This is a genomic window from Rhizobium sp. P43, assembly GCF_056730705.1.
In genome coordinates this window covers 2,954,303-2,966,103 of the sequence record NZ_CM161539.1, presented here as the reverse complement: position 1 = coordinate 2,966,103, position 11,801 = coordinate 2,954,303, and the positions used below count along the sequence as shown (strand labels likewise).

The 11,801-nt window shown below is 59.9% G+C and carries 12 protein-coding genes; 11 read left to right on the top strand and 1 reads right to left on the bottom strand.

Features of this window, described 5'->3' with window-relative positions:
• Positions 1–2: 2 nt before the first annotated feature.
• Complete coding sequence (ku, locus tag AC1PUL_RS14860; RefSeq protein WP_480464920.1) at positions 3–836, bottom strand: non-homologous end joining protein Ku; 834 nt, start codon at positions 834–836, stop codon at positions 3–5.
• 414 nt (positions 837–1,250) lie between these two features.
• On the opposite strand from ku, the gene AC1PUL_RS14855 reads away from it, so the two are divergent.
• The 11 genes from AC1PUL_RS14855 to fliF all read left to right on the top strand — a co-directional run bounded on the left by AC1PUL_RS14855 (position 1,251) and on the right by fliF (position 11,601).
• A complete protein-coding gene (locus AC1PUL_RS14855; RefSeq protein ID WP_480464919.1) occupies positions 1,251–2,888 on the top strand; it encodes a globin-coupled sensor protein in 1,638 nt (545 codons plus the stop codon).
• Between the two features lie 135 nt (positions 2,889–3,023).
• The gene (locus AC1PUL_RS14850; RefSeq protein ID WP_480464918.1) at positions 3,024–3,323 is read left to right on the top strand and encodes an STAS domain-containing protein; all 300 of its coding nucleotides are present in this window, start codon (positions 3,024–3,026) and stop codon (positions 3,321–3,323) included.
• Positions 3,320–3,685: a chemotaxis response regulator CheY1 gene (gene cheY1 / locus AC1PUL_RS14845; protein ID WP_027486933.1), complete on the top strand. Its 366-nt coding sequence runs from the start codon at positions 3,320–3,322 to the stop codon at positions 3,683–3,685. Before AC1PUL_RS14850 ends, cheY1 begins: the two co-directional genes overlap by 4 nt.
• 16 nt (positions 3,686–3,701) lie before the next feature.
• A complete protein-coding gene (locus AC1PUL_RS14840) occupies positions 3,702–5,978 on the top strand; it encodes a chemotaxis protein CheA (RefSeq protein ID WP_480464917.1) in 2,277 nt (758 codons plus the stop codon).
• Positions 5,979–5,982: 4 nt separating this feature from the next.
• Positions 5,983–6,453, top strand: coding sequence for a chemotaxis protein CheW (locus AC1PUL_RS14835; protein ID WP_480464916.1), 471 nt, complete (start codon positions 5,983–5,985; stop codon positions 6,451–6,453).
• A complete protein-coding gene (cheR, locus tag AC1PUL_RS14830) occupies positions 6,450–7,352 on the top strand; it encodes a protein-glutamate O-methyltransferase CheR (RefSeq protein ID WP_480464915.1) in 903 nt (300 codons plus the stop codon). Before AC1PUL_RS14835 ends, cheR begins: the two co-directional genes overlap by 4 nt.
• Positions 7,352–8,401 carry a protein-glutamate O-methylesterase CheB gene (gene cheB / locus AC1PUL_RS14825; protein ID WP_480464914.1) on the top strand — a complete coding sequence of 350 codons (1,050 nt, stop codon included), beginning with the start codon at positions 7,352–7,354 and terminating at the stop codon, positions 8,399–8,401. Before cheR ends, cheB begins: the two co-directional genes overlap by 1 nt.
• Entirely contained in the window at positions 8,401–8,790 is a 390-nt protein-coding gene (locus AC1PUL_RS14820) for a response regulator (protein WP_006726293.1), read from the top strand. Before cheB ends, AC1PUL_RS14820 begins: the two co-directional genes overlap by 1 nt.
• The gene (gene cheD, locus AC1PUL_RS14815; RefSeq protein ID WP_185808301.1) at positions 8,787–9,341 is read left to right on the top strand and encodes a chemoreceptor glutamine deamidase CheD; all 555 of its coding nucleotides are present in this window, start codon (positions 8,787–8,789) and stop codon (positions 9,339–9,341) included. Before AC1PUL_RS14820 ends, cheD begins: the two co-directional genes overlap by 4 nt.
• Before the next feature lie 13 nt (positions 9,342–9,354).
• Positions 9,355–9,744 carry a chemotaxis protein CheT gene (gene cheT / locus AC1PUL_RS14810; RefSeq protein ID WP_480464913.1) on the top strand — a complete coding sequence of 130 codons (390 nt, stop codon included), beginning with the start codon at positions 9,355–9,357 and terminating at the stop codon, positions 9,742–9,744.
• Positions 9,745–9,903: 159 nt separating this feature from the next.
• A complete protein-coding gene (gene fliF, locus AC1PUL_RS14805; protein ID WP_480464912.1) occupies positions 9,904–11,601 on the top strand; it encodes a flagellar basal-body MS-ring/collar protein FliF in 1,698 nt (565 codons plus the stop codon).
• The last annotated feature ends 200 nt before the right edge of the window (positions 11,602–11,801 follow it).

Below are 11,801 nucleotides of genomic sequence, written 5' to 3'. Positions count from 1 at the left end.
GGTTAGCTGGCCTTCTTCTGCGGTGCGGCCTTTGGCTTCCGTTTCGGAGCCGCCTTTGAACCTGCAGCGTCCGCACTCTTGCGCAGCGCATCCAGGAGACTGGTGACGTTGTCGGGCTTGCGTTTCGGCAGCTTCCTTGGCTTGCGGCCGGCGATCTTGGCCTTCCCCAGTTCGGTCAAGGCAGCCTCGTACCGATCCTCGTACTGGCTCGGCTCGAACTCGCCCATCTTGGTGGCGATGATATGCCGGGCGAGGTCCATCATCTCCTTATCTATACGGACCTTGGAGATATCGGAAAAGCTTTCTGCGGGATCACGGACTTCGTAATCGTAGTTCAGTGTCGTAGCGATCAGACCTTGGCCCTGCGGGCGGATCAGGACGCTGCGGACCCGTCGGAAAAGTACGGTGCGTGCAATTGCTGCGACCCCCTGGCTCTCCATCGCCGTACGGATCAGATCATAGGCTTCGACGGATTGCCGGTCTGCGGGGGCCAGAAAGTACGGACGTTCCAGATACAAAGTGTCGATCTCGTTGCAATGAAGAAAGGCCGACAGCTCCAGCCGTTTGTCGCTTTCTGGAACGGCATCGCGGATCTCGTCCGGCTCCAGGATCACCGTCTGTCCTTCCGGCGTTTCATACCCCTTGACCAGATCGTCCTTGTCCACCGGACGTCCGTTATCCTCACCGACATATTCGCGTCGAACCCGGTGTCCCGTGTCGCGGTTGATGATGTGAAAGGCTGTCCGCTCCTGGGCATTGACGGCAGAATAGAGGGCAACCGCACAGCCGAGATCGCCGATCGAAAGACGTCCCTTCCAGATAGCTCTTGCGCTCACGCTTCACTCCCCTCGCTTTCTGGCGCAACGACGAGGAGAACAGCTTTGTTCCGGCGGCCCGAATATCCGTTCCATGGATATAGAACAATATTTTCTCATATTAGGGATTGCGGCTTGAAGTGGAGATTTCATTAACCTTCAAGCAAGGAATTAACCATAAAGATTGGGAGACACGTCGGAGTGGGACTCGCTTCAGAGTTTCCTTCGGGCATGACGCCAACCCGTCGTACCGGTTCTGGTCCGGTCTGTATTTCAGATGGAGACAGTTCGACGAACTGACAGTCCATGATGCGGGCGGCAGGGGGATCAATTTCCCACCATTCCCAGTCTCGCATTTTTGACTGTAGTCAAGTTGAGCGACGGAAGGTCTGCCGCAGCGGCAGACATTGTGCGGGGCGAATGACGGGTCAGGGGATGTCCACGGAGCGGGCGACGGGATCACAGGCGGGCAGCCTGCGCGATCGGCTACGCTTTGCCGGCCTGGATGAAGCCCAGTGTGAGCTTCTCCGTCAGAACCGCCATGTTCTTTCTCAGCCTCTCAAGACAGCCCTCCGCGACCTTTTCCAACGCTTGCAGTCGTCTCCAGACGCCGCGCGCGTGTTCACTAGCGAGCGGCAATACGACCGGCTGCACGATCTACTTTCATCGCATTGGGATGTCCTGACCGACGCGCGATTTGATGCGCTTTATGCCGAACGCGTGAAGGTACTTGCCGACAGCGAAAGCCGTATGGGCCTGGATCCGCGCTGGCATGTTGCAGGTCACGCTGTGGTGCTCGAGCATCTTCTGACCAATGCCATTGGCGAGGCGGCCGGATCCGGCCTTCTGCCGTCCAGTCGCCGTCGCCAGCGTGAAACCGCCGATCTCGTCGCAGCTCTCGTCCGGCTGGTGATGGTCGATGTCGAAATTTCTGTTTCGCTGCGTTTCAATGAGCTGCGGCTCAAGCATCACCGCGATCTTGCCGCTCAACGGGAGCAGGACCGCGCCGAATTCGAGGGCATCTTCCGTCCGATCGTCGATGCTCTTGCCTCAGGCGACCTGACGGTCAGAGCAGCCGAAGATGTGCCGGAAGCCTATGCCGATCTGGCCGGTCGTATGAACGACGCGATAGAGCAGCTCCAGACCGCTTTCCTCTCCTCAGAGGAGAAGCTTGCTTTTGCCCGCGAGGCAACATCACGTATGGCCGAGTCCTCGCGCAGCTATGCCGGCCGCGCCGAAACCCAATCGGGTGCGCTGGATGAGACCAGCCGGGCGCTTCAGGACCTGACCATGAATGTGCGCGAAAGCGCCGGACAGACGAAACGGGCGGAGGCAACGGTCGCAGCCACCCGCACCTCGGTCGAGTCGAGTGGCGAGGTGGTGGGCCAGGCCATATCCGCCATGGCCGATATCGAGGCTTCCGCCGAGCAGATCGGCCATATCATCGGCGCCATCGACGAGATCGCCTTCCAGACCAATCTGCTCGCCTTGAACGCCGGCATCGAAGCCGCCCGCGCAGGCGACAGCGGCCGGGGTTTTGCGGTCGTCGCTCAGGAAGTCCGGGCTCTCGCCCAGCGATCCGCCGACGCGGCGCGCGAAATCAAGACACTTGTCGCAACCACCAAGAACCAGGTCGAGGCCGGTGTGGAGATGGTGGCCAAGACGCAAGGGGCCATTGCCGACATCGTCGTGCAGGTCGGAGACATCAGCGGCACTGTGTCAGACATCGCCGCCCGAACGGATCGGCAGGCCACCGAACTTGCCGGGATCGCCGGCTCGGTCGCCGCTCTCGGCGCTGATATTGGCAATACGGCCGCCGTTGCACGCCAGTCCAGCGAAGGCACGGACGATCTGCACAAGGTCATCCTCGAACTGGGCGCGACAATCCGCGAATTCCACATCGAGCGACAGACGCGTGCGCCACGACCTGCGACAAGCCGCATCCAGCTGACGGGTCAGCGCGAGCAGCTTGTGGCGGCACCCTCGACTGCAGCCTTCTCGACCGATGAGGGCGAGGAAGACACATCCACTGACTTTGGCTTCCCGGTCCATATCGCCGGGCTTGGAAGATGAGGGGATTGTTTACCACCATGCGCTACACAAGAAAGCTAAGGGCGGGAATTTCGGCAATTTCTCCGGGAGAATGGTTCTCCAGGGACCCTCAGTCGGGTCTGGTTGCCGCAGCCTCGGGACACAAGGAAAGAAGTAATGGCAAGTAAGAAAGGCGAACAGAAGAGTCTGAAGCTGGCCGCAGTGTTGGACCTGAACGAGGCTTCCAATCTTAAGGCCAACATTCTCTCGATGCGTGGTGCCCCTCTCACGATCGATGCCTCCGGCGTCGAGCGCGTCGGCGCACAGTGCGTGCAGGTCCTGGTGGCCGCCGCCAAGGCTTGGGAAGCCGACAAGCACCCCTTCTCGTACGGGAAGGCCTCCGAGGCTTTCCTCAAAACCCTTCAACTGATTGGCGTGAACATCGATCATCTGCTCGCTAAGGAGATCCGGCAATGAAGAAAAAAGTGCTCACCGTGGATGACTCCAGAACCATTCGAAACATGCTTCTGGTCACCCTCAACAACGCAGGCTTCGAGACCATTCAGGCCGAAGACGGCGTCGAGGGCCTTGAAGTGCTCGAGGAATGCAATCCCGACGTCATCGTGACCGACATCAACATGCCGCGTCTCGACGGTTTCGGTTTCATCGAAGGTGTCCGCAAGAACGAAAAGTATCGTGCGGTTCCGATCCTGGTTCTGACCACGGAAAGCGATGCCGAGAAGAAGAACCGCGCTCGTCAGGCTGGCGCGACCGGTTGGATCGTCAAGCCGTTCGATCCGACGAAGCTGATCGATGCCATTGAGCGTGTAACCGCCTAAGTCGGGAATTTCTCCTATGGATATGAACGAAATCAAAGAGATCTTTTTCCAGGAGTGCGAGGAGCAGCTCGCCGAACTGGAATCCGGTCTTCTGAAAATGAACGATGGGGATCGCGATCCGGAGACGGTCAATGCCGTGTTCCGCGCCGTTCACTCCATCAAGGGCGGTGCAGGCGCCTTCGGTCTTGACGACCTGGTCGCCTTTGCGCACGTCTTCGAGACGACTCTTGATTGCGTTCGTTCCAACAAGCTGGAGCCCGGCCCGGAAGTCATGAAGGTGATGCTGAAGTCGGCCGACGTTCTGGCCGACCTGGTCAGTGCATCGCGTGACGGCGGCAGTGTCGATGAAAGCCGCTCAAGCGGTCTGGTCAAGGAACTCGAAGCGCTGGCAAATGGCGAGGTACCGGCGCCCTCGGCAGCTCCCGTGGCCGCTGCAAAGCCGGCTCCAAAAGCCGCAGCACCCGCACCGGCTCCGGCACCTGCAGTCGCTCCGACCGATGACAGCGGCTTCCAGCCAATTCCCTTCACCTTCGACAGCTTTGATGGTGAAGACGAAGAAACGGTTGTGCCTTCGACCTTCGATGTCACCTTCAAGCCGCGCCGTGATCTCTATTCAAAGGGCAATGAAGCGGCGCTCCTGCTGCGTGACCTCTCCCGCCTTGGCGAGATGAGCATCAACTGCAACATGGACGACCTGCCGTCGCTCGAGGATCTCGATCCGGAAGCCGCGTATTTCCATTGGACAATCCAGATCAAGGCCGAGAAGGGCGAAGAAGGCATTCGCCAGGTTTTCGAATTCGCCGAGTGGGACTGTGATCTCGAGATCAAGCTCCGTGAGCCGGAAGCCACACAGGCCAGCGAAGAGCTGCCGATGATCCCGGTTCCCTTCGACCTTTCGGCCCTGGATGAAGGTCCGGAGGCCTCTGAAGAGACTTCGGATGACAACGTCCAGGCAGCCGTCGAGGCGGCAGAGACCGCGTCCAACGTTATGAAGATGGCTGCCAGCGCGGCAAAGCCGGAGAAGAAGGAATCTCCGGCCGCTGCCGCCGCCGCTGCCGCCGCCGCGCAGGCCAATGCCGCCGCCGGTCAGACCATCCGCGTCGATCTCGATCGCGTCGACCGTCTGATCAACCTCGTCGGCGAGTTGGTCATCAACCAGGCGATGCTCTCCCAGAGCGTCATCGAAAACGACAACAATGGCGGCACGTCGTCGATCAACATGGGCCTCGAAGAGCTGCAGCAGCTCACCCGCGAGATCCAGGATTCGGTCATGGCGATCCGCGCGCAGCCGGTGAAGCCCGTCTTCCAGCGCATGTCGCGTATCGTCCGCGAAGTTGCCGACATGGTCGGCAAGTCGATCCGCCTCGTCACGGAAGGTGAAAACACCGAAGTCGACAAGACGGTCATCGACAAGCTGGCCGAGCCGCTGACTCACATGATCCGTAACGCCGTCGACCACGGCATCGAAAGCCCCGAGAAGCGTGCGGCCGCCGGCAAGAACCCGGAAGGCACGGTCAAGCTCACCGCAAAGCATCGTTCGGGCCGTATCGTCATCGAACTGGTCGACGACGGCGCCGGTATCAATCGCGAACGTGTCCGCCAGAAAGCCATCGACAACGATCTGATCGCAGCCGATGCCAACCTGACGGATGAGGAAATCGACAACCTGATCTTCATGCCGGGCTTCTCCACGGCGGACAAGATTTCGGACATTTCCGGTCGCGGCGTCGGTATGGACGTCGTCAAGCGCTCGATCCAGGCACTGGGCGGTCGTATCTCGATCACCTCACGTCCGGGGCAGGGCTCGACCTTCACCATGAGCCTTCCGCTGACACTCGCCGTTCTCGACGGCATGGTCGTCACGGTCGCCGGTCAGACCCTCGTCGTTCCGCTCACCGCGATCGTCGAGACGCTGCAGCCGGAAGCGCAGCACATCCATTCCTTCGGCGCAAACCAGCGCCTGATCTCGATCCGCAACTCTTTCTGCCCACTGGTCGATGTGGGCCGGATCCTCAACTTCCGAGCCTCCCAGGCAAACCCGATGGATGGCGTCGCCCTCCTGGTGGAATCCGAAGGCGGCGGTCAGCGCGCACTGATGGTCGATGCCATCCAGGGTCAGCGTCAGGTCGTCATCAAGTCGCTCGAAGCCAACTACACCCATGTTCCGGGCATTGCAGCAGCTACCATCCTTGGTGATGGTCGCGTCGCTCTCATCCTTGACGTGGATGCCGTCGTCGCCGCCTCGCGTGGTCAGTCCCTCAAACAGGAAATGTCGTTAGCCGTCGCAGGGTAATAGTATGTCGTATGCGGTCAAAAACTTGATGCATGGGAGCCGGGAACTCATCGCCTTCCGTATTGGCGACCAGGAGTTCTGCGTCAACATCATGTCGGTGCGCGAGATCCGGGGATGGACCCCGGCGACCCCGCTACCGCATTCTCCGCACTATGTCATGGGCGTCATCAATCTGCGTGGTGCCGTTCTGCCGATCATGGATCTGTCCCTGCGTTTGGGCATGAAGCCCGCCGAGCCATCCGCCCGCCACGTGATTATCGTGGCCCAGGTCAAGTCTCGGGTCGTCGGCCTGCTGGTGGATGCCGTGTCTGACATCCTCACCGTGACCGACGCAGACATTCAGCCGACGCCGGAGGTTTCCTCCGACCTCGAGAAACAATATGCCCGGGGCATTCTCGCCATCGACAAGCGGATGATCTGTCTCGTCGAGCTTGGTGCACTCTTCAACGAAGCCGCCGAAAGCGAGGCTGCATGACCTTTGCAATGAGTACATCCCGTCAATCGGACGATGAAGTCCTGGCCAGCGGCGAATACCCGCTGACCCGACGGGATTTGAACGAGATTGCTGCCATGATCTATTCGGATGCGGGCATCGCACTGAACGACAGCAAGGCGTCGCTCGTCTATTCGCGCCTGTCGAAGCACATCCGCAATCTCGGCCTCTCTGGCTTCCGCGCTTATTGCCAGCTCGTCGCCTCTGCAGAGGGCGCGGCCGAGCGCCGCGAAATGCTGTCGCATCTGACGACAAACTTCACGCGCTTTTTCCGCGAGAACCATCACTTCGATCATCTGCGTGATGATGTTCTTCCGGGACTGATTCAGCGTGCGAAGTCCGGCGGTCGTGTCCGCATCTGGTCGGCCGCCAGTTCCGATGGTCAGGAGCCTTATTCGATCGCGCTGACGGTATTCCAGGCTTTCCCGAACGTGCTCGATTACGACTTCAAGATCCTCGCGACCGACATTGATCCGAAGATCCTCGCGATCGCCCGTCAGGGTGCCTATGACGAGCAGGCGCTTGAAACGGTCTCTCCTGCCATACGCAAACAATGGTTCAAGGAAGTCGATGTCAACGGTCGTCGAAAATTCCAGGTTGATGACCGGCTGAAGCGTCTGATCACCTACAATGAGCTGAACTTGATGGCCCAGTGGCCGTTCAAGGGCAAGTTTGACGTGATCTTCTGCCGCAACGTCGTCATCTATTTCGATGAGCCGACCCAGATGCGGATCTGGACCCGATTTGCCGATCTCCTCCCGGTTGGCGGACATCTCTATATCGGCCATTCGGAGCGCGTCTCCGGCGACTCGAAGAACGACTTCGACAATATCGGCATTACGACCTATCGCTATCTCGGCAAGAACGGGGGGCGCAAATAATGGCGGCTCCTGCACGCGTTCTCGTCGTTGATGACAGCCCCACCATGCGCGGGCTGATTACCGCTGTCCTGAATCAGGATCCGGACGTGAACGTCATCGGCCAGGCCGGCGATGCTATGGAAGCCCGCGCGGCGATCAAGCAGCTCAATCCCGATGTCGTGACCCTCGACATCGAGATGCCCAACATGAACGGCCTGGAATTCCTGGAAAAAATCATGAAGCTCCGGCCGATGCCGGTGATCATGGTGTCCACCATGACGCATCGTGGCGCAGAGGCAACCTTGGCCGCGTTGGAAATCGGGGCCTTCGATTGCGTCGCCAAGCCCCAGCCGGGTGAGGCGCGTCCGTTCGGGGAGCTTGCCGACAAGGTGAAGGCGGCTGCCCGCTCGCAGCATCGCTATCATGGCGCTCCCCAGGTTCAGCCCGTGGCAACCGCCACGCCGGCCGCAGATTTTCGTGTCGGACGCAAGATCGTCGCCATCGGGTCTTCGACGGGTGGTGTCGAGGCTTTGATTGCAGTCCTGCAGAAGTTCCCGCGCAACTGCCCGCCGACGGTGATCACGCAGCATATGCCTCCGACCTTCACCAAGAGCTTCGCCGAGCGCCTCAACCGCCTCTGCGCCCCCGTGGTGGAGGAGGCCACGGATGGTGCAAGGCTTGAGATCGGCAAGATCTATCTGGCGCCGGGTGGCGAGCGTCATCTGCAGGTGTCGAACGCATCTGCACCGTGTTGCCGTCTGGTTGAGCGCCCGCCGGTCAACGGACATCGTCCTTCGGTCGATGTGCTGTTTGATTCGGTTGCCGAGCTCGCTGGTCGTAATGCAGTCGGCGTGATCCTGACCGGAATGGGGCGCGACGGCGCTTCCGGCCTGTTGAAGATGCGTCACGCCGGCGCTCGCACCATCGGCCAAAACGAAAAGACCTGTGTGGTCTATGGGATGCCACGAGTCGCCTATGAACTGGGCGCTGTCGAGCATCAACTGCCGCTTACCTCCATTGGGGAGGAAATCCTGAAACTCACTGCTGCCCGAAAAGAAGGTATCGAATAATGTCCCTAGCTGAAAAAATCAAAGTTCTGATCGTCGACGATCAGGTCACAAGTCGCCTGCTGCTCAGCGACGCGCTGACCCAGCTCGGCTTCAAGCAGATCACTGCCGCCGGTGACGGCGAGCAGGGCATGAAGATCATGGAGCAGCAGCCCCATCACCTCGTTATCTCGGATTTCAACATGCCGAAGATGGACGGGTTGGGACTTCTGCAGGCGGTGCGCACCAACCCGAACACCAAGAAGGCGGCCTTCATCATCTTGACCGCCCAGGGTGACCGAGCACTCGTGCAGAAGGCCGCACAGCTGGGCGCAAACAATGTTCTGGCGAAGCCGTTCACGATCGAAAAGATGAAGGCGGCCATCGAGGCTGTATTCGGAGCACTGAAATGATTGACGACAGTGCAGCAAAGCGCGTCCATATTATCCAGGGGGAGTGGAAAGTCAGCAAGGACCCGAATGTGGTCCTGTCGACGATCCTCGGTTCGTGTGTTGCTGCCTGTATTCGGGATCCGATTGCAGGAGTAGGTGGCATGAACCACTTTCTCCTCCCGGGTTCCGCAGTGCCGGGTGCCGGTGGCGGTGACGCCACACGGTATGGCGTTCATCTCATGGAATTGCTGATCAACGGTCTTTTGAAATCGGGCGCCCGCAGGGACCGCCTGGAGGCGAAGATCTTCGGCGGCGCCAAGACGATCGCGACATTCTCGAATGTCGGCGAGCAGAACGCAGCCTTCGCCCAGCAGTTCCTGCGCGACGAAGGCATCAAGGTGGTCGGGGCCTCTACGGGCGGAGAACACGGCCGCAAATTGGAATTCTGGCCGGTCAGCGGCCGGGCGAGACAGTATCCGCTCACGGGTGCAGAAACACAGAAGACGGTGGCGCTGGAGCAGCGTCCGGTTCCTGTTTCGAAGCCGGTGGAAACATCAATCGAGTTCTTCTAGTACTGGACAACGGATGCAAAACGAAAATTTCGCGGGGAATCAGGAGACACTGGAAGAGCTTCCGGAAATCCTCATGCGCATCGTCAGCGAGCTGCACGACGTGGCATATCTGATCGAGCGTGTAGAGCCCCATTTGCTTGAGCTGGGCGGCCCGAAGGTTCTGGAGCATCCTGATAGTCTGAAGGTGCTGCAGGGTATCGATCTTGCCGTACAGAAGGCTCGCGGGCTTGCGGAATTCGTCGATACCATCACCGGAACGATTCCGTCCGACTGGATGATCGACATGACGACAGCGCTCAGTCTCGTCAAGCTTGCCGATATGCAAAAGGCACTCGGCGCGGGTCTCAGACACGGCCACTCCCAACCACTGGTCAAGGCGGCTGGCGACTTCGATTTCTTCTAAAGCCTCTGCGAAACAAGGCCCGCAGATCCGCCGGTTCTGCAATTTGCCGAAATGAGTTCGGCTTTCCGGCCTGGCGAAACGTTCGCACAAGTTTCGATTTCTATTGTCGCGCCAAGGGCAAAAGCGCCCAAACCCTCTATGTAGATGGTGCGAGACAGAATGAATCTGTTAAATCAATTAGTTCAGATACCAAAAAATTTCGCGGCCATGGGCCAGGCGAAGATTCTCGCCATGGCCGGCGTTGCCGTAATTTCCTTCGCAGTCATCATCGCTGGCGCCCTCTACGTTAACAAACCCTCCTATGAGACCCTCTATGTCGGCCTCGAACCGGTCGACCTCAACCAGATCAGCATCGCACTCGCCGAATCCGGCATTGATTTTGAAACCGGTGCCGACGGCCAGAGCATCAGCGTTCGTGCCGGCCTGACCGGCAAGGCGCGTCTTCTGCTGGCCGAGCGCGGCCTGCCCAACAGCGCCAATGCCGGCTACGAACTCTTCGACAATGTCGGCTCGCTGGGCCTGACCTCGTTCATGCAGGAAGTCACGCGTGTCCGCGCTCTGGAAGGTGAAGTCGCACGCACCATCCAGCAGATCGCCGGCATCGCCGCCGCTCGCGTCCACATCGTGATGCCCGACATTGGCAACTTCCGCCGCGGCGAACAGAAGCCCACCGCCTCCGTCATGATTCGCGCCTCATCGGATGCAGGTCGAAAGGCTGCGGCCTCGATCCGCCAGCTGGTTGCCTCCTCTGTGCCGGGTCTGGACGTGGAGGACGTGACGATCCTGGATTCGACCGGTCAGCTGTTGGCCGCAGGCGACGAATCTGGCGGCGAAGCGACGCGTTCGCTCGGCGTGGTCCAGTCTGTCCAGCGCGAAATCGAGACCAATATCGACAAGGCGCTGGCTCCCTTCCTCGGCATGGACAACTTCCGTTCGAGCGTTACTGCCCAGATCAACACGGACAGCCAGCAGATCCAGGAAACCATCTACGATCCGGAATCGCGCGTCGAGCGCTCCGTGCGCGTCACCAAGGAACAGCAGAAGTCGCTCCAGCGTCAGTCTGACACCGCCGCGACCGTCGAGCAGAACATTCCTCAGGCCGCACCCGACGCGGGTGGCGGTGGTCCGGAGTCGTCTGACGAGCAGGACAAGAAGGAAGAGCAGACCAACTACGAGATCAACAGCAAGACGGTCGCAACTGTAAAGAACAGCTTCACGGTTGAAAAACTCTCCGTCGCCGTTGTCGTCAATCGCGGCCGGATCGCCCAGATGGTCGGCGAGCCTGTCGACCAGGCCAAGATCGATGCCTATCTGGCAGAAATGCAGAAGATCGTGACCTCTGCCTCTGGCCTCGACGTCGAGCGTGGTGACGTGGTTACGCTGACCGCCATGGACTTCCTGGAAAACCAGCTGTTGGAAGAGGCCTCGACCGGCCCCGGCTTCATGGAAATCTTGAGCCGCAATATCGGTGGCATCATCAACTCGCTCGCCTTTGTCGCCGTCGCCTTCCTGATCGTCTGGATGGGTATCCGTCCAATGATCCGCACCGCAGGTGGCGGGGGTGCCGACACAGCACTCGCCGGCGGCATCGGCGAACAGGCGGCTGGTCTCGAACTGCCCGATTTCTCGCCGGCCATCGGCGGCGGTGCGGGTGGCGGCGGCCTCATGGAAGGCTTCGGCTCGGACTTCGGTTTCGACTCGACCGACGACCTGCTCACCATGGACGACGACCCGAACGGCGGCTTCAACCGCCGGGTCAAGGAAGGCCCCGAACGGCGTCTGTCGCGCATGGTCGAAATCTCCGAAGAGCGTGCCGCCAAGATCCTTCGCAAATGGGCTGTGGACAACGCCGCCTGATCTCGAAGAACAAGTCAGTAGCCACCGCGCCCACCGGGCGCGGTTTTGCATTGTAGTCTCATAACGATAAGGCATTGCAACAGAAGCGCGCGGTCGCCATGCTTCAGCCTTGCTCGCAAGACCGCAAATGCTTGTGACCTTTGCCACTTTATATTCTACATTGGACATGATTCGGTAGTCTGAGGTCGTTGACCCGCATG